Genomic DNA, 26,153 nt, shown 5'->3' with positions numbered 1-26,153 from the left:
TAGCAGGGTTCGGCGGTCCAGCAGCGATCGCCGCGCCATCGCTGCCCTGCGACTTGTCGCAGGGACGCTCAATAGTCGGAGAAATTGCCCGCCTAAAGGCGGGGAACTGGGTGGTCTCTTTCGGCTCGAGCCACACGAGGTGAGCAACGAAGCATGGGTGCAAGACGCGATCCAGCGAAGCCTGCCTGACGAACAATAAAATGAAGCGAAAGCTCAAAGGGGAGAGAAAAACATGATCAACAGACGCCGCCTACTCATACTCGCAGGTGCCGCTGGCGCATCCACCATCGCAGCGCCGTTCATCCGGCCCTCCTGGGCGCAGGCGAACACGCTGAAGATCGGCCTGCTCCTCCCGTCCTCGGGCACCTATGCTCCGCTTGGCGGAGCGATCACCCGAGCGATGGAGCTTTACGCCAAGCAACAAGGCGGCAAGCTCGCCGGCCGCGACATCGTCTTCGTCAAGGTCGATGACGCGTCCGAACCGGCCAAGGCGACGGAGAACACGACCAAGCTGATATCCGGCGAAAAAGTCGACGTGCTCGTGGGCACCGTCCACTCGGGCGTTGCCATGGCAATGGCCAAAATGGCGCGTGAAGACGGCTTGCCGACGCTCATTCCGAACGCTGGCGTGGACGCGATGACACGCGGCGGCTGCGCACCGAACATTTTCCGCACTTCATTCGGTAACGGTCAGGTTGGCGATGCAACCGGGCAAGCGATGCTGAAAGCTGGCATCAAGAGGGCAGTCACCGTTACGTGGAAATATGCGGCAGGCGAGGAAATGGTCGCTGGCTTCAAGAAAGCCTTCATCGCTGGCGGCGGCGAAATCATCAAGGACATCACGCTGCCCTTCCCGGACGTAGAGTTTCAATCGATCCTCGCTGAGGTCGGCTCACTCAAGCCGGACGCGGTCTATTCGTTCTTCGCTGGTGGCGGCGCCCTCAAGTTCATCAAGGACTATGCCGGCGCCAAGCTCAACGAGAAGATACAACTCTGGGGGCCTGGCTTCCTTACGGACGGCATCGAGAAGGCGGCTGGACCTGCGGGCGACGGCGTCAAGACTGCGCTTCACTACGTCGAAAGCCTCGATAATCTGGAAAACAAGAAGTTCTCCCAGGATTTCATGGCGGAATACAATGTGGCGCCGGACGTCTACGCCGTACAGGGATGGGACGCCATGCAGTTGCTGCGCATCGGCCTCGAAGCGGTCGGCGGTGACACGAAGAAGCGGCCGGAAATGTTCGCCGCCATGCGCAACGCCTCGTTCGATAGCCCGCGTGGACCTTTCAAACTCGGAACCTCGCACAATCCAATTCAAAATTTCTACCTGCGTGAATTGCGCGGTGGCGAAAACAGGCTTCTGGGGCTCGCGGCCGAAAAGCTCGCCGGCGACACCACCGGCTGCAAGATGACCTGAACGACAGTCTCGAACTTTTCATTCATCGCGGGGGCGTGTCGATATCGACCGCTCCCGAAGCCCCCGGATTGTGTTCATGAGCCTTGTCCTCGTCCAGATATTGAACGGGCTGCAATACGGCCTGTTGCTATTCCTCGCGGCCAGCGGCCTGACGTTGGTCTTCGGCATTCTTGGCGTCATCAATCTCGCCCACGGCTCGTTCTACATGCTTGGAGCCTATCTGGCGGTGACGCTGACGGCGCAATTCGGCGACATTTTCGTCGCGCTGGCGGTCGGCATTCCGCTCGCCTTCGTGTTCGGCGCGGCGATCGAATGGCTGTTCATCCGTCACCTCTACAAGCGCGATCATCTCCAGCAGGTTCTGCTGACTTTCGCGCTGATCCTCGTGTTCAAGGAAGTGCAGCAGACGCTGTGGGGCAATCACCCGCTCTCCATTCCGACGCCGTCCTACCTCTCGTCGAGCATCTCTCTCACGCCCGATCTGGGCTATCCGGTTTATCGCTTCGCGCTGATGGGGATCTGCGTCGCTCTGGCACTCGCAATGATGTTCGTCATCCAGCGGACGCGAGTCGGCCGCCTGATCCGCGCAGCTGAATCCAATCCGGAAATGGTCGAGGCTCTCGGCTACGATTCCCGCATCCTGTACCGGATGGTTTTTGCGGCAGGTGTGGCGCTGGCGGCGGCCGCTGGCATTCTCGCCGCGCCAGTCGAGAGCGCCTATCCGGGGATCGGCGATCGCGTTCTGATCATCTCCTTTGTCATCGTCGTCATCGGCGGCATCGGCTCGATCCGAGGCGCATTCCTCGGCGCGCTGCTGATCGGCCTCGCCGACGCCTTCGGGAAAGTCTTCGTACCGGAATTCTCCAGCGTGCTGATCTACGCGGTGATGGCGCTGATCCTGGTTGTGCGGCCTTCTGGCCTGTTCGGGAGGTCGTGAGATGTTGAAAACACCATCGCTCCGCGCGTTGCTGCTGCTCGCCTTTCTGGTGCTGCTGTTCGCCGCGTTGCCGTTTTTCGTCGGGCCGTATGGCATCAAATTCGCCACGCGGCTCATCATCCTGTCGATCTTCGTCGTAAGCCTCGATTTCGCGCTCGGGCTCGCCGGGCTCATCTCCTTCGGACACGCGGCCTTTTTCGGCGTGGGCGCCTATGCCGTCTATTTCGTGTCATCGGACGAAGGCGCGGCCAACGTTTTCGTCGCGCTCGGCGCTGGCGTCGGGGTGGGGGCGGTCTGCGCGCTGGTTATCGGCGCTTTCGCCTGCCTCACGCGCGGCTTCTATTTCATCATGGTCACGCTGGCGGCGGGCCAGATGATGTTCTCGCTGTTTCACGACACCGATATCGCCAAGGGGGCAGACGGCGCCTACATCAACATCAAGCCGGACCTGACGATCCTGGGCCACACGCTGATCGATTTCGACGACCGCCGCGTGTTCTTCTATGTCTGCCTGGCGCTGCTCGTGTTCACCGTCGTTGCCCTGTATATGCTCGCCAGAACGCCGTTCGGGCGCGTCGTGCAGGGATTGAAGTCGAACGAAACGCGGCTGTCGGCGCTTGGCTTTGATGCCTATCGCTTCAAGCTCGCCGCGTTTGTCGTCTCCGGCGCGTTCGCCGGTCTCGCCGGTGCGCTGTTCGCCTGCATCGACGGCTTCGTGACGCCCGATCTCTTCTCCTGGCATCAGTCCGGCCTCGCGATCATGATGGTCGTTCTCGGCGGCGCGGGAACCTTGTTCGGACCGATCCTCGGCGCTCTTTTCTATGTCTCGCTCGAAGAGACCCTGAAGACCGCGAGCCTCGTCGGCGACTTCGTTTCGTCGCATTGGCTCCTGGGCACCGGCGCTGTGCTCGTCATCGCCGTTCTGCTGTCGCCTGATGGGCTCGCCGGGTTCTTGCGCAACGCCGCTCGCCCCGCGAAGAAAGCGTTGCTTCAGCCCTCCGGCGACGCGCCTGCCGAGCCACGCAGGGCGTCGATACTGGCGACAAAGGATCTTGCCAAAACCTTCGGCGGCCTGCGCGCGGTCGATGGTGTCACGATCTCTTTCGAGCCCGATCTCGTCCACGCGATAATCGGGCCCAATGGAGCCGGGAAAACGACGTTCACGAATCTCCTGTCCGGCGCGCTGAAGCCTTCCGCGGGCGAAGTGACCGTCGATGGCGTCAATGTGGCAGGGGCTCCGGCATACAAGATCGCGCGACGCGGCGTCGGACGCTCGTTCCAGCGGACGAATATCTTCGCAACCTTCACGGTCGAGGAAAATTGTCGGCTCGCGGCACAAGCCCGACATCCATCGGTGGTGCGCCTGACCGAGCGCCTGAGCGCATCCGAACAGGCCAAAGTCGCCCATGCGCTCACCGTCGTAGGTCTCGCCGACAAGGCGGACACCATTGCTGGCGCTATGTCCAACGGCGAGCAGCGCCAGCTCGAAATTGCGATGCTGATCGCAAGCGGCGGCAGCATCCTCATTCTCGACGAACCGCTCGCAGGCATGGGACCGGAGGAGACGCGGCGCGTGATCGACCTGCTACGCGACCTCAAGAAGAACCACACCATCGTGCTGATCGAGCATGACATGGACGCCGTCTTCGCTGTCGCGGATACGCTGACCGTACTGGCGCTGGGACGTCTTATTGCGCACGGCACCCCCGACGAAGTTCGACGCAACGAAGAGGTGATTACCGCCTATCTCGGCGGTCACGCGCCAGAGATCGAGACCGAGGGAGCGAAGTCATGAGCGAGACACCGCTGCTTGAGGCGCGCGGCCTCAACACATACTACGGCGCGAGCCACGTGCTTCGCAGCGTCGATTTCCATGTCGGGCGCGGTGAGACGGTCAGTCTGCTCGGCCGCAACGGTATGGGGAAAACGACGCTGATGCGGTCGCTCATGGGCCTCGTCGTGCCGAAGAGCGGCGATATCCGCTTCGCCGGTGTCGAAATGAGAGGCTGGCGGCCGAGCGCTATTGCACGCGCCGGCGTCGGTTTCGTGCCGGAGGGACGCGGCATCTTCCCGAACCTGACCGTTGAGGAGAACCTCGTTTTCGCCGAGCGCGAAGGCGCGGATGGGCGTCGTGACTGGACACGCGAAGCGGTTATCGACCTGTTTCCGAGGCTCGCGGAGCGTCGCACCAATTGGGGCAATCAATTGTCAGGCGGCGAACAGCAGATGCTGACAATCGGCCGCGCGCTGATGAGCAATCCCTCGCTGCTGCTGGTCGACGAGGCGACGGAGGGGCTAGCGCCGCTCGTGCGTGACGATATCTGGCGCACGTTGAGACTTATCGCGGACCGGGGCGTTGCCATCGTCGTGGTCGACAAGAACCTCGACGACGTCGTGAAGCTCTGCCGCCGCCATATCATTCTCGTGAAGGGCCAGATCGTGTTCGAGGGCGATACGCACGCATTGGCGGCAAATGACGACTTTGTGCGCAGCCAGTTGGGGCTTTGAAAAAGAACCCTCCAGCGGGGCGCGGGATCGCCGTGTCCCGCTCCTTCTTCCTTTCCCGGATCGTCGTGAAATCCTATATCTAAGCTCGTAGAGATATTCGACATTTCAGCCCAGGTTGCAGCGAACCCAAAAGGCGACTGCATGTCCATTCAGAATTTGCAGTATTTTTTCGCTCCCAAATCGATCGCGGTGATCGGGGCGAGCGAGCGTCCTCGTTCGGTCGGCAATATCGTCATGCGCAACCTTCTGGATGGGCGTTTCGCCGGGCCTATACTTCCGGTCAATCCGCGAAGGGAGGCCGTGGCCGGTGTTCTCACCTACAAGACTGTTGCGGATCTTCCGCTTTGCCCGGAACTGGCGGTGATTTGCACACCCGGCCCGGCAGTCCCCGGCGTGATCGAGGATCTCGGGAAAAGAGGAACCCGCGCAGCCATTGTAGCGGCCGACATGAGCGACCCCGATGCGCTGCTGGCCGCTGCGCGTCGATACGACCTGCGTCTTCTCGGCGGGGCGAGCCTTGGCGTGTGCGTGCCTAAAGCGAACCTCTACGCGAACTTCGCCCACATGCAGGCGCACCCCGGCCGGGTGGCTTTCGTCTCCCAATCGGGCGCCTTGTGTGCCGCCGCTCTCGATTGGGCGAAGCCGCGCGGCATCGGGTTCTCCTGCGTTGTGTCGCTCGGCGACGCGGTCGAGATCGATTTCGCCGACATGATGGACTATCTGTCGAAGGACGAAGAGACGAAAGCGATCCTGCTCCATATCGAGACAATCCGCGAGCGGCGTGGGTTTGTCTCCGCCGCCAGAGCGGCCGCGCGCAACAAGCCGGTTCTAATCCTGAAGGGCGGCAATCGCTCCACTAACCATCCCATCGGTCAATTTCTGTCCGAGACGCTCGCCTCGCCGGATGGGGCCTTCGATGCGACCGTCAGGCGCGCCGGGGCACTGAGGGTGTACTCCATCGACGAGTTGTTTTCGGCCGTGGAAACGCTGTCGCGTACGAAACAGGTGCGCGGAGAGCGTCTCGCGATTCTGTCGAACGCCGGCGGCGCGGCGATCATGGCAATCGACGAGATCAACACGGCGGAGCGAGGCTCTATCGCCGACCTTTCGGAGAAGACGCTCTCGCAGCTGGCGAAAGTGCTGCCGCGCGGTCGACGCCCCGCCAATCCCGTCGATCTTGGCGCAGGCGCGTCGGCGGACGACTATACGGCCGCGCTGAAGGTGCTTTCCGAAGCGCTCGAGGTCGATGGCATCCTGATTATCCATGCGCCGAATGCGATGACGGACAGCTCCGAAATCGCGCGCGCCGTCGTCGAGGCGCAGAAACGCTACCGAAGCGGCGTGCTGGCGTGCTGGCTCGGTGGCGAGACGGCGAGTGCGGCGCTCGCCCTTTTCGCAGAGGCGGGCCTGTGCAGCTATAATTCCATCGGCGCGGCGGTAGGCGGCTTCGGTCATATCGTACAGCATCGCCGCAACCTTGCGATGCTGATGGAAACCCCTCCGGCGGATCTCGCGAACTTCGCGCCCGACCGCGTCACGGCGCGGGCCATCGTTGAAAACGGTCTTTCGCGGCCCGACGGCGTGCTCAGCGAGCCGGATAGCCGCCGCCTGCTCGCGTCCTATGGCATTCCGACGCTCGAAAGCATTCTCGTCGGGACGGCGGACGAAGCCGCGGCGGTCGCCGAGCGCATCGGCTACCCCGTGGCGTTGACGCTATCTTCTCCCGACCTGCCTCGTAAATGGGATGCGGGCGCGGTCGCGTTGAACCTCGAAAACGCTGATGCCGTGCGCTCCGCCGCAGAAGGCATCATGCGGCGCGTCCGAGACGTCGCCCCCGAAGTGCGGATCGAGGGCTTTGCACTCCAGCGCATGGTGGTATGGCCGCATTCGCGCCAGTTGATGATGGGCATTTCCTGCGATCCGCTGTTCGGCCCGGTTCTCGTCTTCGGCGAAGGCGGCCGCGCCGTCGAACTCGTCCGCGATCACACGGTTGCGCTGCCGCCGTTGAACCTTCCGCTTGCTCGCCAGATGATCGACCGCACGCGCATTTCGAGGCGGTTCGAGGCGCACGGCCTGCGCCCGGAGGCGAATCGGGACGCCATCGCGCAAGCCCTCGTGCGCCTTTCGGCCCTGCTCGTCGATAATCCGGAAATCACAGCCTGCGATATCAATCCGTTGTTCGCGAACCATCAGGGAGTGGTCGCGGTGGACGCTCGCATCCAGCTCGTGGCGCCCGACGACACGGACCGGCGTCGGTTCTCGATCCTGCCATATCCGTCCGGGCTGGAAGAAGCGACGACGCTTCACGACGGCTCGGAGATTTTGCTGCGTCCGATCCGCCCGGAGGACGAGCCCGCTCACGCTGATCTCATCGGCCGAACGAGCCCGCAAGATTTGCGCTATCGCTTTTTCGGCTCCACGCAGAAATTGCAGCACCACCAACTCGCCCGCATGACACAGATCGACTATGACCGGGAAATGGCTTTCATCGCCTCAACCACGGGAACGGATGGTCACGCTTCCACGCTGGGCGTCGTGCGTACAGTCACCGATCCCGACAACAAGAGGGCGGAACTAGCCATTCTCGTGCGATCGGATCTCAAGGGAACCGGCCTCGGCAGCATCCTGATGGACAGGATCATTCGCTACCATCGCAAGCGACAAACCGAAGCGATCGGCGCGCAGGTGCTCGCGGGCAACGAGCCGATGCTGAGGCTAGGGGGCAAATTCGGGTTTGAGGCTGTGACCGGTGCCGATCCAGACCTTGTGGAATGCACGCTTCGTGTCAACCCGGAAACAGCTTGAATCACGCCAATAGCCGTCCCCCTCGATGGACCCTCAGGCCGCCTTGGCCGTTATCGGCTCGTCAGCAAAAGCTGCATTGATCCGTGTCACGCCGAAAGGAGCCAGAATGATCGCCGTGAATCGCAGGGCCTTCCTCACAGGAGCAGCGGCATTTTCCACGTTCATAGTGATTGATCGGTCCTTCGCTCAAGCGTCCGGCCCGTTCAAGCTCCCTCCATTGCCCTATGCATTCGATGCGCTTGAGCCGACGATCGACGCCAAGACGATGGAACTCCATCACGACAAGCATCATGCCGCCTATGTGAACAACCTGAACGCCGCGCTCAAGGATCACCCGAAGATCGCGGAGTGGCCGCTTTCGCAGATCCTCGCGAAACTCGATGAGATCCCCGACACGATCCGCACGACCGTGCGCAACAACGCGGGCGGGCATGCCAATCACACGATGTTCTGGCAGGTGATGGCCAAGGACGGCGGCGAGCCGCAGGGCGCTTTGAAGGCCGCCATCGACCGCGATTTCGGCGGACTCGACAAGCTGAAGGAGCAGCTGAACACGGCCGGAACCAAGGTCTTTGGGTCAGGCTGGGTCTTCGTAACAGTCGATAAGGACGGCAAGCTGGCTCTCGTCGCAGCGCCCAATCAGGACACGCCGCTGATGAAGGGAACGCGCGTGCTGTTCGGCAACGATGTCTGGGAGCACGCCTATTATCTGAAATATCAGAACAGGCGGCCCGATTACCTGAAAGCGTGGTGGGACGTGGTGAACTGGAAAGCGGTCGGCGACCGATACGCCGCCGCGAAGGCCGGGGATCTGGATATTTAGCGAGCGATGGACAAGCCCGATGGAGAAGAGGCGCTCGAAAGCGCCTCCTTTTCGGCTCAGACGCCTTCGAAGAGACGGCGCTCCAGAAGGGCGTTGCCTTTCAGGTGGTGTAGGGCCTTGGCCACGGCGAGCACGCCGAGGTCGACCAGCGGCTCGACCAATATGACCAGCATGTAAGCACCGCCGAACGTGGTGATCTCGGTCACATTCTCCATGCCGAAACCCTGGCCGTAGAAGGCCCAGAAGGCCACCCATGCCACGATGCCCGCCTGATAGGTCGTCGAAAGAGCCAGTGCCTGCAAATATTTCAGCTCCACATAAGGCGTGTGCGGCGCGATAATGCGGCCCGCCACCGCCTTGATGCCGAACAGAGGCACGAGCAACGTGGTCACGTTCATGCCGTACTGAGGCAGATCGAAGGGCGCAAAGAACAGGCCCTGTACCAAGAGCCCGAGCGCGAGCCCTATCGCCGCCGGCGCGGCGCCGAAGATCAGGAACAGCGTCGAGCCGAGGATGAGATGAACCTCCGACACGCCGACCGGGTAATGCGGCAGCACCTCGAAGAATGAAAAGACAAGGGCGGTTGTCGCCGCGCTCCGCGAAAGCAGAGACAGCACTCCGCGTTCGCGCGCCGAATCATAGGCGAGTTTCAGGGCATAGCCGCCAGCGCCTGCTGCCGTGGCATAGCTCAGCCAGATTTTCCCGCCGTCCACGAGACCGGGTTCAATATGCATGGATTTTTCCTCTGCCGTCTCACCCGACGGCGCGAAAGGTTGATGTCATGCGCTCGGCCGGTCTCCTGACTCGCGGGTCGCTGCAACCTTCCGCCTTCCCGGCTGGGCCGAAGCCCGTGCCAGTGGCACCATCGAAAGTTACTCGCCGCTCACAGTCGCGGGGGCGGTCGGGGCTCTGGCTCAACACCATTCCCCGTTCCCGTTTCAGTTCGGATGCGACGCATCCAAACACCGTGCGCACCTGCAACACGCCGCCGAACACGGACAGCTGTCAAGCTGTTTGAGGACGGTTGCGGAGAAGTGTCAGTAGCCGGGAGGGATCTCACGCATGGTCGTGGCTCGGTCCGGTTATACAGACGCGCCAGCGTAGGGCAGGAAAGTGCTCCGATTTTCATTTACCGCGAGCGACCGTCCGATCATCGGGAAGGCGCGTTGCGGGCAGGACGGGCGCTCGCACACCTTGCATCCTGCGCCAATGGGCGTGGCAGCGGCGGGATCGTCGAGATCGAGCCCTTTGGAATAGACGAGCCGTGGCGCGTGGCGGATATCGCAGCCGAGCCCGATGGCGAAGGTCTTGTCCGGCTCGCCATAGCCGCCAACCGTATGCCGCACCGCGCGGGCGATCCATAGGTAGGTGCGTCCGTCCGTCATCTGCGCCACCTGTGTCAACGTGCGACCCGGCTGCGCGAAAGCCTCGTACACATTCCAGAGCGGGCATGCGCCGCCCACGCGTGAAAAATGGAAATCGGTGGCAGACTGGCGCTTCGAGATGTTTCCCGCGCGGTCCACGCGGATGAGGAAGAAGGGAACGCCTGCCGCTGAGGGCCGCTGAAGCGAGCTAAGTCGGTGGCTGATCGTCTCGAAGCCGACGCCGAATTGCTCCGCGAGCCTGTCGATGTCGTAGCGCGCGGCTTCGGCGGCAGCAAGAAAAGCGCGGTAGGGCATCAGAAGGGCCGCCGCGAAATAGTTGGCAAGGCCGATACGCGCAAGCGCGTGCGTCGCGGGCGAGCCCAGCGCCGCTTCCCTCGCGAGCCGGTTCAGCGGCTCCCCCATCTCAAGGAACGCGAGTTGCGTCGCCATTTGAAAGGCGCGCTGGCCTTGATCGAGGCGCGCGGAGAGGCGAAGCACGCGCTCCTTCGGATTATAGTCGCGGTTGGCCTGCCGGCTCGGAGCCTCTCCCTCGGGCTTTCTCACGCCGATGCGGACGCCGTGCCGCTGCTCCAGATAGCGCGCAAGCCCCTCGACGACTTCGCCCTCGACCAGCTCAGCCTCGGCGAAAAGCTTTTCCGCAGCCTCATCCAGTTCGGCGAAGTAGTTGTGGTGGCGGTAGAAGAAGTCGCGCACCTGCTCGAACGGCATGGGCGCAACGGTTGCAAGACCGGCAGCACCCAGGCCCAATTCATGGGCCATCGCGTCCCCGCGTTCCGTCACGTGGCGCAACCTTCGGTGAAGCGCCACGATCGCGCGGCCCGCAGCAGGCATCGAGGCGGCGATCTCGCGGATCTCGGCGAGACTGACGGTTTCGCCGCTCGCCGGGTCCGAGAAGACCTCTTTCAGGTCGGCGATCATGCGCGCTTCGTCGCCGTCCGACAAAAGCTGCATGTCGGCACCGAAGGTCGCGTTGATGCGCAGCAGGACCGGCACGGTGAGCGGCCGCTGGTTCTTCTCAAGCTGGTTCAGATAGCTCGCCGACAGCCCGATCGCTTCAGCGAAGGCGATTTGCGTCAATCCGCGTTCTTCGCGCAGCCGCTTCAGCTTTACACCGACGAAGACCTTCTTCATTCAATCGTCCATTCGCAAAATTCGCAAAACGAGCGATACCCATTCGCAAAACCCTGCATTTTCAGCCCTTCGAAATAGTCTCGTCGGCGAATATTGTAACACCCACGGCTCGGCGACAAGGGGGTTCATGACGATGCGATTGGTTTACAAGGCGACGGCGGCGGAAGCACTGCCCGCGCACACGATGGAGCCGCCTCGCTGGCCGGATCGTCCCGCCGAGTTCGCACTCTCCGCGTGTCCCCTCGGCTGCGACGCGGACTGGTGCGAGCCTGACCCGCGCGAACGCAGCGCAAGCCTCGGCGATGCGCCGCGTCAAATCGACGGAGCGACGTGCACATCCCGATAGCACGGTGCCGTTCACATCGGGCGCCAGGCTTCCCCTCGCCTGACCCCAAACGCATGCCGTCGAGCCACGGGCAGGCGGCGCAAGGCCGTCGGCATGCGGCGACGCCGCGCTTGTTTCATGCAGCAAGCGCGGCGTCTGTGCATCCGAGCGAGCGAAACGGCTGGATTCGGTTGTTCGCGATGCCGAGTGCGGCCAGTTCGGCGGCGATGCGCGCGAGCGCCGCGTCGTCCAGCAGGGCGGGGTGAACCGTCGTCCGCGTCTCGAACGCCACGCCGCTCGCCACCAGCAGCCGCAAACTTTCCGCCGCGCGCTCGCCGCTGCCCGGAACGCCCGTGATGCTCTCATACTCAGCGAACGGCGCTTTCACGTCGAAGCCCACCCAGTCGACCAGCGGCAGGACGGCCGCGAGCCGCGCCGGATATGGCCCCGCGCTGTGGAGGCCGACGCGAAAGCCCATCGCGCGCACTTCGGCCATCGCCTCCGGCAGATGCGTCTGCAAGGTCGGCTCGCCGCCAGAAAACACCACCGCGTCAAGCAGTCCGCGTCGCGTTTCGAGGAAGGAGCGCACCTCGGCCCATGACGGCCCCGCGCCGCTGCCCGCCCGCATCAGCGATGCGTTGTGGCAGTAGCGGCAGGCCCACGGGCAGCCCTGACAGAACACGGTCGCCGCAAGCTGCCCCGGCCAGTCGACGGAGGAAAGGCGGGCGAACCCGCCAATCTCGATGAGCGTCATTGCGCGCTCTTGTCGGCGTCGGCGCGCTCGGCCTTGCATTCGCGGAAATACAGCCGCTCGTTGAATTCGCCGACCTTGCCCTGATTGAACGACGAGACGGGCCGGTGATAGCCCATCACGCGCGTCCAGACTTCGCAGGGCTGGCGCTCGTCGTCGGCCAGCGTCACGTCGTCGGCGGTGGGGGTCCAATGTGCGTTCATGTCTTTGCTCCCTCTGTTGATGTGTTACGCCGCCGCCTTGCGTGCGCCGAGCCGTGCCCGCTTCGCCGCAAGCCGCTCCTCGTCGCAGATCGGGCAGAACTTGTGCTCGCCCGCGATGTAGCCGTGCGTCGGGCAGATGGAGAACGTCGGCGTCACGGTGATGTAGGGGATGCGGAAGTTTTCGAGCGCGCGGCGCACGAGCTTCTTGCACGCCTCCGCCGAAGAAATGCGTTCACCCATGTAGAGATGAAGCACCGTACCGCCGGTATACTTCGCCTGTAGTGGCTCCTGCCGGGTCAGCGCATCGAACGGATCGTCGGTGAAGCCGACAGGCAACTGGCTGGAGTTGGTGTAATACGGCGTCTCGTCCGTGCCCGCCTGAAGGATGCCGTCGAAGCGCTTCCGGTCCTCACGCGCAAAGCGGTATGTCGTGCCCTCGGCGGGCGTCGCTTCGAGGTTATAGAGGTGGCCGGTTTCCTCCTGGAACGCCACCATCTTCGCGCGCACATGGTCGAGGAAGCGGAGCGCGAAGGCGTGGCCCCACGGCGTCGAGATGTCCTCCGCGTCGTCGGTGAAGTTGCGGATCATCTCGTTGAGGCCGTTCACGCCGAGCGTCGAGAAGTGATTGCGCAGCGTGCCGAGGTAGCGCTTCGTGTAGGGGAACAGCCCCGCATCCATGTGGCGCTGGATGACCTTGCGCTTGATTTCGAGGCTCGTGCGGCCGATGTCGAGCAGATCGTCGAGCCGCGCGAACAGCGCCGCTTCGTCGCCCTTGTGCAGGAAGCCGAGCCGCGCGCAGTTCATGGTCACGACGCCGACCGAGCCCGTCTGCTCCGCCGAGCCGAACAGCCCGTTGCCGCGCTTCAGAAGCTCCGTCAGGTCGAGCTGGAGGCGGCAGCACATGGACCGCACCATGTTCGGCTTCAGCTCCGAATTCACGAAGTTCTGGAAGTAGGGGAGGCCGTATTTCGCCGTCATCTCGAAGAGGCGTGTCGCGTTCTCGCTCTCCCACGGGAAATCAGGGGTGATATTGTAGGTCGGTATGGGGAAGGTGAAAACGCGGCCCTTCGCATCGCCCGCAATCATGACCTCCATATAGGCGCGGTTGATCATATCCATCTCGGCCTGAAGATCGCCGTAGGTGAAATCCATCTCGACGCCGCCGATGACCGGCACCTGATCGCGAAGATCTTCCGGGCAGGTCCAGTCGAAAGTCAGGTTCGTGAACGGTGTCTGCGTGCCCCAGCGCGACGGCACGTTGAGGTTATAGATCAGCTCCTGAATGCACTGGCGCACCTCATGATAGGGCAGTTGGTCCCTGCGGATGAACGCCGCCATGTAGGTATCGAACGAGGAAAACGCCTGCGCGCCCGCCCACTCGTTCTGAAGCGTGCCGAGGAAGTTCACGATCTGCCCGACAGCGCTCGACAGATGCTTCGGCGGCGCGGCCTCGACCTTGCCGGGCACGCCGTTCAGCCCTTCCTGCAAAAGCGTGCGCAGCGACCAGCCCGCGCAGTAGCCCGCCAACATGTCGAGGTCGTGAATGTGGATGTCGCCATCGCGGTGCGCGCGGCCGACTTCCGGCGGGTAGACGTGGCTGAGCCAGTAATTCGCGACCACCTTGCCGGAGACGTTCAGGATCAGGCCGCCCAGCGAATAACCCTGATTGGCGTTCGCGTTCACGCGCCAGTCCGCCCGCTCAAGGTATTCGTTCATCGAGCTTTCGACGTCGATGGCCGCGTGGCGGTCGGCGCGAAGGCGCGCGCGCTGCTCGCGGTAGACGATGTAGGCGCGCGCGGTCGCGAAGTGGTTCGCGGAGATGAGCACCTGCTCGACGATGTCCTGAATTTCCTCGATGTGGGGCGACCGGCTCGCGAAGCGATGCGCAATGACCTTCACGGCCTGAATGGCGAGGAGATGCGCCTCGGTGGCGTCGAAATCGCCGGTGGCGCGGCCCGCGCGCTCGACGGCGGAGCGGATCTTCGCCGCGTCGAACGGCGCAAGCGCGCCCGAGCGTTTCACGATGCTGAGCGGCAGGCGGGCGGCGGATACGACCGCCGTGGAGTCAGGACTGGAAGACAAGTAAACCCCCGTTGGATCATGGGGGCGGGAGCGACAGGCACGCGAACGCAACCGGCTCACCGGTTACGGCTCGGCCTGCGGACACCCCGCCCGAGGACGTTTAATTCGGCGTCGCGGCAGGTCTCCTGGCTCGCGGGTCAATGCTTCCGTCTGGCCTTCCCGGCGCTTTCGCACCAGTGACGCTATCGACGGCGGCTCGCCGCTTACAGTTGCGGGGGCAGCGCCGGAGTTGCACCGGCTTCCCTCTTGGCTCCCGAATCTTGCGCTATCGGGGCACCGTGACCCCCACATTTAGGGTGTGATTCGCTTTGTCGAGTCACGAGCGGAGCTACAAAATTCATTCAAACGTGTGAACAGCGGGGAATGGGCAACATTGCCGCTTGCGACCCCCGCCGTTTGCGAAAACCGCAAATTCGCAAAGCTCGCAGATTTGCGGCGAAGCCTTCGCAAACATCCACATTTTCAGCCCTTACGACACGTTCATCGTTGCGGATATTGTGAAGCCGAAACGAACCCCGGGCGCTCGAATGCAAACCCTTATCGATGAAGCCGCCACCGAGGCGACGACCACCTTTGTGGAGATGGTCTTCCCCGAGCAGGCGAACCACTACGGCACGCTGTTCGGCGGCAATGCGCTGAACCTTATGGGCAAGGCGGCCTTCGTCGCTGCCACAAGGCGCGCGCGCCGCGCCGTGGTGATGGCCACATCCGACAAGGTGGAATTCCACGTGCCCGTGAAGGTCGGCGAACTCGTCGAGCTCTCCGCCCGCGTCGTGCGTGTCGGCCGCGCATCCATGACCGTCAACGTCGACATGGTCGCCGAGAAGCTGCTTTCGGGCGAGCGCCGCCTCGCCGTGCGTGGCTCGTTCGAGATGGTCGCTGTCGACGAAGCCGGGCGCCCCACGGCGTTCCGCCCCTGATTTCCAGATCCAACTTCCAGCCGCCGCCAAGAGAGGAACCTGCCCCGTGAAGTCGCATACCGTCCGCACATACAAATCCGCCGAGCCTCTGCCCCGCGCCGAACAGCTCGCGTGGAAAATCGCCGAAGTCGCCGCCGACCAGGTTGCGGTTGAGCCAACCGTGGTCGAGATGATCGGCAACCGCATCATCGATAACGCCGCCGTCGCTGCCGCTTCGCTCGCGCGCCGCCCGGTGGCCAATGCCCGCAATCAGGCGCTCGCCCATCCCTTCAAGCCCGGCGCCGGCGTGTTCGGCATCGCCTCACATCGCCGCTTTTCGCCGGAATGGGCCGCATGGGCCAACGGTGTCGCCGTGCGGGAACTCGATTTCCACGACACGTTCCTTGCCGCCGACTATTCGCATCCGGGCGACAACATCCCGCCGATCCTCGCTGTCGCGCAGCATTGCGGGCTTTCGGGCGAAGCGCTCGTGCGCGGCCTCGCGGCGGGCTACGAAATTCAGGTCAATCTCGTGAAGGGCATCTGCTTGCACGAGCACAAGATCGACCATATCGCCCATCTCGGGCCGTCGGCTGCGGCGGGCATCGGCGCGGCGCTTGGTCTTCCGACCGAGACGATCTGGCAGGCCGTCCAACAGGCGCTGCACGTGACGACGACGACTCGCCAGTCTCGCAAGGGCGAGATTTCGAGCTGGAAGGCTTACGCGCCAGCGTTCGCGGGCAAGATGGCGGTCGAGGCCGTGGATCGCGCGATGCGCGGTGAAGGTGCGCCGTCGCCCGCATGGGAAGGCGAGGACGGTTTCATCGCGTGGCTGCTCTCCGGCCCCAAGGCGGAATACACCGTGCCGTTGCCGGAAAAGGGCGAGCCGAAGCGCGCCATTCTCGACACCTACACCAAGGAATATTCGGCCGAATATCAGAGCCAGGCGCTGATCGACCTCGCGCGGCGCATGCGCGACAAGATCGGCGATCTCGCGGCCATCGAAAGCGTCGTGATCCACACGAGCCATCACACTCATTACGTGATCGGCACGGGCGCGAACGACCCGCAGAAGATGGACCCGAATGCGAGCCGCGAAACGCTCGACCATTCGATCATGTACATCTTCGCCGTCGCGCTGGAAGACGGCGGCTGGCACCACGTTAATTCCTATGCGCCGGAGCGCGCGCAGCGGCCGGAGACGGTCGCGCTCTGGCACAAGATTTCCACCGTCGAAGACGCGGAATGGACGCGTCGCTATCACAGCCGCGACCCGAAGGAAAAGGCGTTCGGCGGCCGCGTCGTCGTCACCCTGCGCGATGGTCGCGTGATCGATGACGAGCTTGCCATCGCCGACGCTAACCCGCTCGGCGCGCGCCCCTTCGCCCGCCCGCAATATATCGAGAAGTTCCTCACGCTTTCCGCAGGCATCGTCTCGCCCGCCGAGCAGCAGCGCTTCCTCGAAACCGTGGACCGGCTCGAACGGCTGCGCGGCGACGAACTTCTCGGCCTCAACTTCACCGTCGATCCCGCCGCGCTCGGCGCCGGGCGGACGACCGGCCTTTTCGAATGGAACGGCACATCGCGCGAGACGGGCCGCTGCACCGTCGTCGGCGCTTAGGGAGGACACCATGCTACAGGACGCAACGAAGGCCGCCGGGCCAAAGCCGAAGAAGTCGGTCGCGCTTTCCGGCATCATCGCGGGCAATACCGCGCTTTGCACCGTGGGCCGCACCGGCAACGACCTGCACTATCGCGGCTACGACATTCTCGACGTGGCCGAGACCTGCGAGTTCGAGGAGATCGCGCATCTCCTCATTCACGGCGCGCTGCCGACGCCGACCGAGCTTCACGCCTACAAGACGAAGCTCAAGGCCCTTCGCGGCCTTCCCTCGGCGGTTCGCACCGCGCTCGAAGCGCTGCCCGCCGCATCGCATCCCATGGACGTACTGCGGTCTGGCGTCTCGGCGCTCGGCTGCGTGCTGCCGGAGCCGGCCGACCACAACCACCCCGCTGCGCGCGATGTGGCCGACCGGCTCCTGGCTTCGCTCGGCTCGATGCTGCTCTACTGGCATCACTTCGCGCATAACGGCCGCCGCATCGACGTGCACACCGACGACGATTCCATCGGCGGGCACTTCCTGCACTTGCTGCACGGCGAGCGTCCGCGCGAAAGCCACGTCCGCGCGATGCATACTTCGCTGATCCTTTATGCCGAGCATGAGTTCAACGCGTCCACCTTCACCGCGCGCTCCATCGCGAGCACGGGCTCGGATCTGTATTCGGCGGTCACGGGCGCGATCGGCGCGCTGCGCGGGCCAAAGCATGGCGGGGCGAACGAGGCGGCCTTCGAAATTCAGAAGCGCTACAATTCCGCCGACGAAGCGGAAGCCGATATCCGCCGCCGCGTCGAGGCGAAAGAGGTGGTGATCGGCTTCGGCCATCCGGTCTACACGGTCGCCGATCCGCGCAACAAGGTCATCAAGGAGGTCGCGCGGCGGCTCTCCCGCGAGGTCGGCGCGACGAAGATGTTCGAGATCGCCGAGCGCATCGAAAGCGTGATGGCCGAGACGAAGCGCATGTTCCCGAACCTCGACTGGTTCAGCGCCGTCTCGTACCACCAGATGGGCGTGCCAACGGCGATGTTCACGCCGCTCTTCGTCATCGCGCGCACGAGCGGCTGGGCTGCCCATATCATCGAGCAGCGGCAGGACAACAAGATCATCCGTCCGTCCGCGAACTATGTCGGGCCGGAAAACGTGGCGTTCGTGCCGCTGGAAGATCGCGGGCGCGCGCCTGCATCGTCTTCCGCGCGTGCGGCGTAAGGAGCGGACATGCCTTATCTCAACGGTTTCGACCTGCCGGACCAGACGGCGGGCTTCCGCTTCCGCGAACTGCTGGAGCGTCGCGGCATTCTGAAGCTTCCCGGCGCGCATAATGGCATGGCGGCGCTTCAGGCAAAGGCGGCGGGTTTCGATGCGCTCTATCTCTCGGGCGCGGCGATGACGGCTTCCATGGGGCTGCCCGACCTTGGCATCATCACGGTGGATGAGGTGGCGTTCTTCATCCGGCAAATCGCCCGGTCCAGCGGACTGCCGTTGCTCGTCGATGGCGACACGGGCTACGGCGAGGCGCTGAACGTCATGCACATGGTCCGCACCTTCGAGGATGCGGGCGCGGGCGCGGTGCATATCGAGGACCAGCTTCTGCCGAAGAAGTGCGGGCACCTCAACGACAAGAAGCTTGCCGATGCGCGCGACATGGCCGCGAAGGTGGCCGCCGCTGCGAAAGCGCGCCGCCATCTCGTCATCGTGGCCCGCACGGATGCCGCCGCGAGCGAGGGGATCGACGCGGCAGTGGCGCGGGCCCGGCTTTATGTCGAGGCGGGCGCGGATGCGATCTTCCCCGAAGCGCTGACGAGCGCCGCCATGTTCCAGGAGTTCGCGCGGCGTCTCCCCGGCGTGCCGCTGCTGGCCAACATGACCGAGTTCGGCCGTACGCCGCATTATACGGCCGCCGAGTTCGAGGCCTGGGGCTACGCCATGGTCATCTGGCCCGTCTCGTCGCTTCGTGTCGCGAACAAGGCGCAGGCGAAGCTTTATGCCACGCTCGCGCGTGACGGCAGCACGGAGGCGATGCTGCCCGATATGCAGACGCGCGCCGAGCTTTACGACACCATCGGCCTCGCCCGCTACGAGGCGCTCGACGCGTCCATCGTGCGGACGGTGCTGCCGCAAACATAGAACGGCATCGGCATATAAAGATGTCGTTATATCGAGATTGACGGCGACGTCGATCTCGATCACACTCATCATTGTCGCGGTCTTCGGGCGCATAGCCCGATGCCAAGAGGGAAGCCGGTGCAAGTCCGGTGCTGCCCCCGCAACTGTAAGCGGCGAGTTCCGGCCCAACCATGTCACTGAAGCATCCGCTTCGGGAAGACGGGCCGGAGCGCTGACCCGCAAGCCAGGAGACCTGCCGCGACGAAATCGAAGTCCTCGGGCGGGGTGTCCCGATGGAGCGGTTGCGGCCCGCCGACTGGCGGCGTTCGCGCGCGTCCCATCACAGCCTTGCCCCAACGCAATGGGGTTAGAACGTGTCTTCCAGCATAAAAATCGCAACGCTCGGCACGCCGCGCATCGGTCCGCGCCGCGAGTTGAAAACCGCGCTCGAAGCCTACTGGGCGCACAAGATCGGCGAGAAGGAGCTGCGCGAGACGGCGGCCCGGCTTCGCGCCGACAATTGGGCGCGCCAGAAGGCGGCGGGTGTGACGGTGATCCCGTCGAACGACTTTTCCTTTTACGATCAGGTGCTCGACACAAGCGTCATGGTCGGCGCAATCCCCGAGGTCTACGGCTGGAAGACCGGCGGCGTTACCCTCGGCACCTATTTCGCGATGGCGCGCGGCGCGCATGGCGAGGGCAGTGCAGGCGGCGCGCCCGCGCAGGAAATGACGAAGTGGTTCGACACGAATTATCACTACATGGTGCCGGAGTTCACAGCGGGTCAACGCTTCACGCTGGCCTCGCTGAAGGCCGTTGACGAATATCGCGAGGCGCAACATCTGGGCTTTGAGACGCGGCCCGTGCTGCTCGGGCCAGTGACGTTCCTCAAGCTCGGCAAGAGCAAGGATCCAACGCTCGATCCGCTTACCCTTCTCGACGCGCTGCTCCCCGTCTATCTCGACGTGCTGCGCCGCTTTGCCGCCAACGGCGCCGAGTGGGTGCAGATCGATGAGCCGTGCCTCGTGCTCGATCTCGACGACGCAACGCGCGATGCCCTTCGGAAGACCTACCGCCGCTTCGCCGACGCGCTGCCGAGCCTCAAGATCATGCTCGCCACCTATTTCGGCACGCTCGGCGACAATCTGGACACGGCGCTTTCGCTCCCTGTGGCGGGGCTGCATGTCGATCTCGTGCGCGGGTCCGGCCAACTCGACGATGTGCTGGCGAAAGCGCCGCGCGGCCTCGTGCTGTCGCTGGGTGTCATCGACGGCCGCAACGTCTGGCGTGCGAACCTCGCCGCGATCCTCGACCGGCTTGAGCCCGTGGTGGCGAAGCGCGGCACCGATCACGTCCAACTCGCGCCGTCGTGCTCGCTGCTGCATACGCCGGTCGATCTGGAGCTTGAGCGCGATCTCGACGCCGATGTGAAAAGCTGGCTCGCTTTCGGTGTGCAGAAGATGGGCGAGCTTTCGACGCTCGGCCGCGCGCTATCCGAGGGGCGCGCGTCGGTCGCGCCCGCGCTCGAAGCCGCATCCGCAGCGCTCGCCGCGCGGCGCGCATCGCCCAAGGTTCACGACGCCGCCGTCAGCCAGCGGCTCGCAGCCGTGACGCCGGAGATGGCGCTCCGCCGTTCGCCGTACCCCGAACGCGCCGCGCTTCAACGCCGCCGCTTCGGCCTGCCGCTGTTCCCGACGACAACCATCGGCTCATTCCCGCAGACGGCCGAGGTGCGCAAGGCGCGCGCCGCCCACGCCAAGGGCGCGCTGACGGATGCCGAATACGATGCGTTCCTCCGCGAGGAAACCACGCGCACGATCCGCTGGCAGGAGGAAGTTGGCCTTGACGTGCTCGTTCATGGCGAGTTCGAGCGCAACGACATGGTGCAATATTTCGGTGAGAAGCTCTCCGGCTTCGCGTTCACGAAGAACGGCTGGGTGCACTCCTACGGCTCGCGCTGCGTTCGCCCGCCGATTCTCTACGGCGATGTATCGCGCCCCGAACCGATGACGGTCGGCTGGTGGCACTACGCGCAGTCGCAGACCGACCGGCCGATGAAGGGCATGCTGACAGGGCCGGTCACAATCCTCAACTGGTCGTTCGTGCGTGATGACGTGCCGAGAAGCGTCGCCTGCCGCCAGATCGCGCTCGCTATCCGCGACGAGGTGGCGGATCTTGAAAAGGCCGGCGCGCCGATGATCCAGATCGACGAGGCCGCGCTTCGCGAGGGGCTGCCGCTGCGTCGCGCTGACTGGAAGACCTATCTCGGCTGGGCGATTACGGCGTTCCGGCTCGCGTCGTCGGGCGTCGCCAACGAGACGCAGATCCACACGCATATGTGCTACTCGGAGTTCAACGACATCATCGACGCCATTGCGGCCATGGATGCCGACGTGATCTCCATCGAAACGTCGCGCTCGAAAATGGAACTGCTGGATGCGTTCAAAAGCTTCAAATATCCGAACGAGATCGGGCCCGGCGTGTACGACATCCATTCGCCGCGCGTGCCTGCCGTGGAGGAAATGACGACGCTTCTGAAACTCGCACGCGAGCGGCTAGCGGACGGCCAGCTCTGGGTCAACCCGGACTGCGGGCTGAAAACGCGCCGCTGGGAGGAGGTACGCCCGGCTATCGCCAACATGGTCGCGGCGGCGCGCGAATTAAGAGAGCGAAATCCGGCAGATTGATCCTGCCCGAACGGCTTTCCTTGCGTTCCTCAGAAGATGCGCGACGTTACGAGAGAAAGCGGGGCCTTGCGAGAGGCCTCGCTTGCTAAACCGCCTCCACGAAACTGGCGACAACCTTCTTCTGTCCGGCCTTCTCGAAATCCACGGTGAGTTTGTTGCCCTCGATCTCGGCCACGCGGCCATAGCCGAACTTCTGGTGGAAAATGCGCTGGCCGACCGAGAACGCGCACACCTCGGCGACGCTCTTCGCCACGAGCTCGCCGTCGATCTCGCGCGGGACGGGCCGCTGACGATTTTTCGCCGCGCCCTCGCTCCGCCAGTTCGTCTGCGCGCGCTTCCAGCCGGGCGTGCCGCGCTCCTCGTAATCGAATGGCGAAACCTCGGGCTCGTCGAACCGGCTCGCGCCGTAGCCCCCATTCGCCGCACCAAACCGCCCGTAACCATAGCCGCCGCTCTCAATCTTGAGTTCGGCATGCTCGACCGCAAGTTCATCGAGGAAGCGCGACGGCAGCGCCGACTGCCATGAGCCGTGCACGCGCCGGTTCTGCGCGAAGCTGATGGTAAGCCGCCGCTTCGCACGCGTGATGCCGACATAGGCGAGGCGGCGCTCCTCCTCCAGCCCCTCCTGCCCGTTCTCGTCGAGCGCGCGCTGATGCGGGAACAGCCCCTCCTCCCAGCCGGGCAGGAACACCACGCCGAATTCGAGGCCCTTCGCCCCGTGCAGCGTCATGAGGCTGACGCGGTCGCCATCGGCGGCCTGATCGGCGTCCATCACGAGGGAAACGTGCTCCAGAAACGCAGCCAGGTTGTCGAACTGATCCATGAAGCGAATGAGTTCCTTCAGGTTTTCGAGCCGAGTCTGCGCCTGCGGAGACTTGTCCTTCTGCCACATCTCGGTGTAGCCGGACTCGTCGAGGATCAGTTCGGCAAGCTCCGTGTGGGGCATCGCGCCCATGAGGCTGCGCCAGCGCTCGAAGCAATCGGTTAGCGCGCGCAGCGACCGGCGCGCCGCGGGCTTCAACTCCTCCGTCTCGGTGATCTGCCGCGCGGCGTGGAACAGGCTCAGCCCCTCGGCGCGCGCATGGCCAAAGATGGTTTGCACGGCCTGTTCGCCGAGCCCGCGCTTCGGCACGTTCACGATGCGCTCGAAGCGGAGATCGGCCGCCGGATTTTGCAGCACTTCGAGATAGGCGATGGCGTCCTTGATTTCCTGCCGCTCGTAGAAGCGCGGGCCGCCGATGACGCGGTACGGCATGCCCATCGTCACGAAGCGGTCTTCAAAGGCACGCATCTGAAAGCTCGCGCGGACGAGGATCGCGATGTCGTTCAGCGCAATGCCCTCGCGGCGGAAGCGGTCGATGTCCTCGGCGGCGAGGCGTGCCTCTTCGTCATCGTCCCAGATGCCGCGCACAGCGAGCTTTTCGCCCATGTCCGCGCCATCGATGCCGGTACGCAGCGTCTTGCCGAGACGGCCAGCATTGTTCGCGATGAGCTTCGAAGCCGCGCCGAGGATGTGCGGCGTGGAGCGATAGTTCTGTTCGAGGCGGATGACATGCGCGCCGGGAAAGTCCTGCTCGAAGCGCAGGATGTTGTCCACTTCCGCGCCGCGCCAGCCGTAGATGGACTGGTCGTCGTCGCCGACGCAGCAGATGTTGCGGCTGCCCTGCGCGAGAAGGCGCAGCCAGAGATACTGCGCGACGTTGGTATCCTGATACTCGTCCACCATGATGTAGGTGAACCAGCGGTGGTATTGCTTCAGCACATCCGGGTTATTCTGAAACAGGCGAATGTTTTCGAGCAGCAAATCGCCGAAATCGACGGCGTTCAAATCCTTGAGCCGCTTCTGATAGGCCGCGTAAAGCTCGATGCCGCGCCCGTTCGCGAAGGAAAACGCGTCGCCCGCTGGCACCTTCTCCGGCACGAGGCCCTTGTTCTTCCAGCCGTCGATCAGCCCCGCGAGTTGCCGCGCGGGCCAGCGCTTGTCGTCCAGCCGCTCCGCCTGGATGATCTGCTTGATGAGCCGGATCTGGTCGTCAACGTCGAGGATCGTGAAATTCTGCGAGAGGCCGACAAGCTCCGCGTGGCGCCGCAGGATGCGCATACCGATGGAGTGGAAAGTGCCGAGCCACGGCATGCCCTCCACCGCGCCGCCGACAAGCTTGCCGACGCGCTCCTTCATTTCGCGCGCCGCCTTGTTGGTGAAGGTGACGGCGAGGATTTCGTTCGGCCGCGCGCGATGCGTCCACAGAAGATGCGCCATGCGCGTGGTAAGCACGCGCGTCTTGCCCGTGCCCGCGCCCGCGAGCACCAGCACCGGCCCGTCGAGACGTTCGACGGCTTCGCGCTGCTCGGCGTTCAGACCTTGGAGATAGGGCGGCTCGGGCGCCAGCGCGTTCGATGCGGCGATGGCCGCCGCTATGTTCAGACTCGTTGCCATGGAACAGATATAGCACGCGGTGGCCGGCATGCCACGAAGCGGCGACGGTTTTCACCAAAAGGGGTTGAGTTGCCTGGGGGCTTTTAATGCGGCGCCTAGTCGCTCAATTCAAAACAGAGACTTACTGCGAAAGTGGAACAACCGGGGCTATGGGCCCTCCAGGGCTGTTTTCGGAATGTCCCGCCGCAAATCAGCGTTCTTCACTGCATTGTCCTGTCCTCCATGCGCTGTCCCGTTTTGGGACAGCGTTACGAAACAGGACAGCCCGACTCGAGTGCGCGAATATCCCGATACGTATATATTTCAATAACTTGGGAGTCTGGCACGCCCCGTGCTAAATCAGCTCCATGAGGCCCGCCAGACGGCCTCTCTGCGAAACGCATTGGGAGGACACCATGATTTACGCCGCACCCGGCACGCCCGGAGCCATCGTCACCTTCAAGGAGCGCTACGACAATTTCATCGGCGGCGAATGGCGCTCGCCGCTTGGCGGCCAGTATTTCGAAAGCGTCACGCCGATTACCGGCAAGCCCTTCGCGCAGGTTGCCCGCTCGCAGGCCGAAGACATCGAACTCGCGCTCGATGCCGCCCACGCCGCCGCCGAGAGATGGGGCCACACCTCCGTCGCCGAGCGCTCGCTGATCCTGAACCGCATCGCCGACCGCATGGAGCAGAACCTCGAAAAGCTCGCCTATGCCGAAAGCGTGGACAATGGCAAGCCGATCCGCGAAACGCTCGCCGCCGACATCCCGCTCGCCATCGACCATTTCCGCTATTTCGCGTCGTGCATCCGCGCGCAGGAAGGCACGCTCGGCCAGGTCGACGAGGACACCGTCGCCTATCATTTCCAGGAGCCGCTCGGCGTCGTCGGCCAGATCATCCCGTGGAACTTTCCCATCCTGATGGCCGCGTGGAAGCTGGCCCCCGCGCTCGCCGCCGGCAACTGCGTCGTGCTGAAGCCCGCCGAGCAGACGCCCATCGGCATCCTCGTCTGGGCGGAAATCATCGGCGACCTGTTGCCGAAGGGCGTGCTGAACATCGTCAACGGCTTCGGCCTCGAAGCGGGCAAGCCGCTCGCGTCGAGCCCGCGCATCGCCAAGATCGCGTTCACCGGCGAGACGTCTACCGGCCGCCTCATCATGCAATACGCGTCGCAGAACCTCATCCCGGTAACGCTCGAACTCGGCGGCAAATCCCCGAACATCTTCTTCGACGATGTCGCCGCCGCCGATGACGAATTCTTCGACAAGGCCATCGAGGGCTTCGTGATGTTCGCGCTGAACCAGGGCGAAGTCTGCACCTGCCCCAGCCGCGCGCTCGTACAGGAAAGCCTGCGGGATCGTTTCGTCGACCGCGCGCTAGCCCGCGTCGCGTCCATCAAGCAGGGCAACCCGCTCGACACCGACACGATGATCGGCGCTCAGGCCTCGCAGGAGCAGCTCCACAAGATCCTGTCCTACGTCAACATCGGGCTTGAGGAAGGCGCCAAGTGCCTCATTGGCGGTGAGCGGGCGTATCTCGGCGGCGAACTCGACACGGGCTTCTACGTCCGCCCGACCGTGTTCGAGGGCAACAACAGCATGCGCATCTTCCAGGAGGAGATCTTCGGCCCGGTCGTGGCGCTGACCACCTTCAAGGACGAGGCGGACGCGCTGCATCTCGCCAACGACACCGTCTACGGCCTCGGCGCGGGCGTGTGGACGCGCGACGGCAACCGCGCCTATCGCTTCGGCCGCGGCATCAAGGCGGGCCGCGTGTGGACCAACTGCTACCACCTTTACCCCGCGCATGCGGCCTTCGGCGGTTACAAGCAGTCGGGCATCGGCCGCGAGACCCATCACATGATGCTCGACCACTATCAGCAGACGAAGAACCTGCTCGTCAGCTACAGCCCCAAGGCGCTCGGCTTCTTCTGATAAACGCAATGGCTGCTCCGCCCCGGCTCTCAAAAAGCTCGGCGGAGCGGCGCATGGTGCCGACATTCTCAGAAGTCTGCAGCTCGTCCACGATGAGCTGGTCGGGGCTTGCCTCGTGAGCGTGG

At 64.0% G+C, this 26,153-nt stretch carries 19 protein-coding genes and 3 riboswitches; of the genes, 13 read left to right on the top strand and 6 right to left on the bottom strand.

Annotated features, from left to right (window positions below):
• The first annotated feature begins 232 nt into the window (after window positions 1–232).
• The 6 genes from RVAN_RS09280 (at window position 233) to RVAN_RS09255 (ending at window position 8,490) form a co-directional block, all read left to right on the top strand.
• Window positions 233–1,417, top strand: coding sequence for an ABC transporter substrate-binding protein (locus RVAN_RS09280; RefSeq protein WP_013419477.1), 1,185 nt, complete (start codon window positions 233–235; stop codon window positions 1,415–1,417).
• A gap of 76 nt (window positions 1,418–1,493) precedes the next feature.
• On the top strand, window positions 1,494–2,354 hold the full coding sequence (locus RVAN_RS09275) for a branched-chain amino acid ABC transporter permease (protein ID WP_013419476.1): 861 nt from the start codon (window positions 1,494–1,496) through the stop codon (window positions 2,352–2,354).
• Between the two features lies 1 nt (window position 2,355).
• Window positions 2,356–4,149, top strand: a complete 1,794-nt coding sequence (locus tag RVAN_RS09270; RefSeq protein WP_013419475.1) for an ABC transporter permease subunit — start codon at window positions 2,356–2,358, stop codon at window positions 4,147–4,149.
• On the top strand, window positions 4,146–4,862 hold the full coding sequence (locus RVAN_RS09265) for an ABC transporter ATP-binding protein (RefSeq protein ID WP_013419474.1): 717 nt from the start codon (window positions 4,146–4,148) through the stop codon (window positions 4,860–4,862). The genes RVAN_RS09270 and RVAN_RS09265 overlap by 4 nt, the downstream gene beginning before the upstream one ends.
• Window positions 4,863–5,003: 141 nt before the next feature.
• Window positions 5,004–7,667, top strand: coding sequence for a bifunctional acetate--CoA ligase family protein/GNAT family N-acetyltransferase (locus tag RVAN_RS09260; protein WP_013419473.1), 2,664 nt, complete (start codon window positions 5,004–5,006; stop codon window positions 7,665–7,667).
• Window positions 7,668–7,773: 106 nt separating this feature from the next.
• Window positions 7,774–8,490: a superoxide dismutase gene (locus tag RVAN_RS09255; RefSeq protein ID WP_013419472.1), complete on the top strand. Its 717-nt coding sequence runs from the start codon at window positions 7,774–7,776 to the stop codon at window positions 8,488–8,490.
• Between the two features lie 56 nt (window positions 8,491–8,546).
• Here RVAN_RS09255 and RVAN_RS09250 read toward each other — a convergent pair whose 3' ends face one another.
• Together RVAN_RS09250 and RVAN_RS09245 are read right to left on the bottom strand one after the other, a co-directional pair.
• On the bottom strand, window positions 8,547–9,224 hold the full coding sequence (locus tag RVAN_RS09250; RefSeq protein ID WP_013419471.1) for an energy-coupling factor ABC transporter permease: 678 nt from the start codon (window positions 9,222–9,224) through the stop codon (window positions 8,547–8,549).
• A 38-nt stretch (window positions 9,225–9,262) separates the two neighbouring features.
• Window positions 9,263–9,475, bottom strand: a riboswitch (cobalamin riboswitch).
• Window positions 9,476–9,572: 97 nt separating this feature from the next.
• Entirely contained in the window at window positions 9,573–11,006 is a 1,434-nt protein-coding gene (locus RVAN_RS09245) for a short-chain fatty acyl-CoA regulator family protein (protein WP_013419470.1), read from the bottom strand.
• A 127-nt stretch (window positions 11,007–11,133) separates the two neighbouring features.
• Here RVAN_RS09245 and RVAN_RS09240 point away from each other — a divergent pair, with 127 nt between their 5' ends.
• A complete protein-coding gene (locus tag RVAN_RS09240) occupies window positions 11,134–11,352 on the top strand; it encodes a hypothetical protein (protein WP_041787422.1) in 219 nt (72 codons plus the stop codon).
• A 115-nt stretch (window positions 11,353–11,467) separates the two neighbouring features.
• On the opposite strand, the gene RVAN_RS09235 is transcribed toward RVAN_RS09240, so the two are convergent.
• Genes RVAN_RS09235 through RVAN_RS09225 form a run of 3 tightly spaced genes read right to left on the bottom strand, consistent with a single transcriptional unit; the run spans window position 11,468 to window position 14,367 of the window.
• A complete protein-coding gene (locus tag RVAN_RS09235; RefSeq protein WP_013419468.1) occupies window positions 11,468–12,085 on the bottom strand; it encodes an anaerobic ribonucleoside-triphosphate reductase activating protein in 618 nt (205 codons plus the stop codon).
• Window positions 12,082–12,285, bottom strand: a complete 204-nt coding sequence (nrdD, locus tag RVAN_RS09230; protein WP_013419467.1) for an anaerobic ribonucleoside-triphosphate reductase — start codon at window positions 12,283–12,285, stop codon at window positions 12,082–12,084. The genes RVAN_RS09235 and nrdD overlap by 4 nt, the downstream gene beginning before the upstream one ends.
• Before the next feature lie 24 nt (window positions 12,286–12,309).
• Window positions 12,310–14,367 carry a ribonucleoside triphosphate reductase gene (locus tag RVAN_RS09225; RefSeq protein WP_013419466.1) on the bottom strand — a complete coding sequence of 686 codons (2,058 nt, stop codon included), beginning with the start codon at window positions 14,365–14,367 and terminating at the stop codon, window positions 12,310–12,312.
• A 98-nt stretch (window positions 14,368–14,465) separates the two neighbouring features.
• Window positions 14,466–14,663: riboswitch (cobalamin riboswitch) on the bottom strand.
• Between the two features lie 231 nt (window positions 14,664–14,894).
• Here RVAN_RS09225 and RVAN_RS09220 point away from each other — a divergent pair.
• From RVAN_RS09220 to metE, 5 genes are all read left to right on the top strand, one after another.
• Window positions 14,895–15,287, top strand: a complete 393-nt coding sequence (locus RVAN_RS09220) for an acyl-CoA thioesterase (protein ID WP_013419465.1) — start codon at window positions 14,895–14,897, stop codon at window positions 15,285–15,287.
• A 46-nt stretch (window positions 15,288–15,333) separates the two neighbouring features.
• Complete coding sequence (locus tag RVAN_RS09215; protein ID WP_013419464.1) at window positions 15,334–16,887, top strand: MmgE/PrpD family protein; 1,554 nt, start codon at window positions 15,334–15,336, stop codon at window positions 16,885–16,887.
• Window positions 16,888–16,897: 10 nt separating this feature from the next.
• Window positions 16,898–18,091: a bifunctional 2-methylcitrate synthase/citrate synthase gene (gene prpC / locus RVAN_RS09210; RefSeq protein WP_013419463.1), complete on the top strand. Its 1,194-nt coding sequence runs from the start codon at window positions 16,898–16,900 to the stop codon at window positions 18,089–18,091.
• A gap of 9 nt (window positions 18,092–18,100) precedes the next feature.
• Window positions 18,101–19,009 (top strand): methylisocitrate lyase, encoded by a 909-nt coding sequence (gene prpB, locus RVAN_RS09205; protein ID WP_013419462.1) that lies wholly within the window; start codon window positions 18,101–18,103, stop codon window positions 19,007–19,009.
• Between the two features lie 60 nt (window positions 19,010–19,069).
• Window positions 19,070–19,263: riboswitch (cobalamin riboswitch) on the top strand.
• Between the two features lie 99 nt (window positions 19,264–19,362).
• Entirely contained in the window at window positions 19,363–21,675 is a 2,313-nt protein-coding gene (gene metE / locus RVAN_RS09200; protein ID WP_013419461.1) for a 5-methyltetrahydropteroyltriglutamate--homocysteine S-methyltransferase, read from the top strand.
• An 85-nt stretch (window positions 21,676–21,760) separates the two neighbouring features.
• Here the strand turns inward: metE and RVAN_RS09195 are convergent, their stop codons facing one another.
• The gene (locus RVAN_RS09195) at window positions 21,761–24,112 is read right to left on the bottom strand and encodes an ATP-dependent helicase (protein WP_041787421.1); all 2,352 of its coding nucleotides are present in this window, start codon (window positions 24,110–24,112) and stop codon (window positions 21,761–21,763) included.
• Between the two features lie 395 nt (window positions 24,113–24,507).
• Between RVAN_RS09195 and adh the strand changes: the two genes are divergently transcribed.
• Window positions 24,508–26,028, top strand: coding sequence for an aldehyde dehydrogenase (gene adh, locus RVAN_RS09190; RefSeq protein WP_013419459.1), 1,521 nt, complete (start codon window positions 24,508–24,510; stop codon window positions 26,026–26,028).
• Window positions 26,029–26,153 lie beyond the last annotated feature (125 nt).

It is taken from the genome of Rhodomicrobium vannielii ATCC 17100, assembly GCF_000166055.1.
Lineage (GTDB): Bacteria > Pseudomonadota > Alphaproteobacteria > Rhizobiales > Rhodomicrobiaceae > Rhodomicrobium > Rhodomicrobium vannielii.
The sequence above is the reverse complement of the archived record's forward strand: the minus strand, read 5'-3'. Positions and strand labels throughout refer to the sequence as shown.

Excerpts from the sequence above, each read along its gene's own strand:
- RVAN_RS09280 (WP_013419477.1), top strand. The coding sequence starts at position 233 with ATGATCAACAGACGCCGCCTACTCATACTCGCAGGTGCCGCTGGCGCA.
- RVAN_RS09275 (WP_013419476.1), top strand. The coding sequence starts at position 1,494 with ATGAGCCTTGTCCTCGTCCAGATATTGAACGGGCTGCAATACGGCCTG.
- RVAN_RS09270 (WP_013419475.1), top strand. The coding sequence starts at position 2,356 with ATGTTGAAAACACCATCGCTCCGCGCGTTGCTGCTGCTCGCCTTTCTG.
- RVAN_RS09265 (WP_013419474.1), top strand. The coding sequence starts at position 4,146 with ATGAGCGAGACACCGCTGCTTGAGGCGCGCGGCCTCAACACATACTAC.
- RVAN_RS09260 (WP_013419473.1), top strand. The coding sequence starts at position 5,004 with ATGTCCATTCAGAATTTGCAGTATTTTTTCGCTCCCAAATCGATCGCG.
- RVAN_RS09255 (WP_013419472.1), top strand. The coding sequence starts at position 7,774 with ATGATCGCCGTGAATCGCAGGGCCTTCCTCACAGGAGCAGCGGCATTT.
- RVAN_RS09250 (WP_013419471.1), bottom strand. The coding sequence starts at position 9,224 with ATGCATATTGAACCCGGTCTCGTGGACGGCGGGAAAATCTGGCTGAGC.
- RVAN_RS09245 (WP_013419470.1), bottom strand. The coding sequence starts at position 11,006 with ATGAAGAAGGTCTTCGTCGGTGTAAAGCTGAAGCGGCTGCGCGAAGAA.
- RVAN_RS09240 (WP_041787422.1), top strand. The coding sequence starts at position 11,134 with ATGACGATGCGATTGGTTTACAAGGCGACGGCGGCGGAAGCACTGCCC.
- RVAN_RS09235 (WP_013419468.1), bottom strand. The coding sequence starts at position 12,085 with ATGACGCTCATCGAGATTGGCGGGTTCGCCCGCCTTTCCTCCGTCGAC.
- nrdD (WP_013419467.1), bottom strand. The coding sequence starts at position 12,285 with ATGAACGCACATTGGACCCCCACCGCCGACGACGTGACGCTGGCCGAC.
- RVAN_RS09220 (WP_013419465.1), top strand. The coding sequence starts at position 14,895 with ATGCAAACCCTTATCGATGAAGCCGCCACCGAGGCGACGACCACCTTT.
- prpC (WP_013419463.1), top strand. The coding sequence starts at position 16,898 with ATGCTACAGGACGCAACGAAGGCCGCCGGGCCAAAGCCGAAGAAGTCG.
- prpB (WP_013419462.1), top strand. The coding sequence starts at position 18,101 with ATGCCTTATCTCAACGGTTTCGACCTGCCGGACCAGACGGCGGGCTTC.
- RVAN_RS09195 (WP_041787421.1), bottom strand. The coding sequence starts at position 24,112 with ATGGCAACGAGTCTGAACATAGCGGCGGCCATCGCCGCATCGAACGCG.
- adh (WP_013419459.1), top strand. The coding sequence starts at position 24,508 with ATGATTTACGCCGCACCCGGCACGCCCGGAGCCATCGTCACCTTCAAG.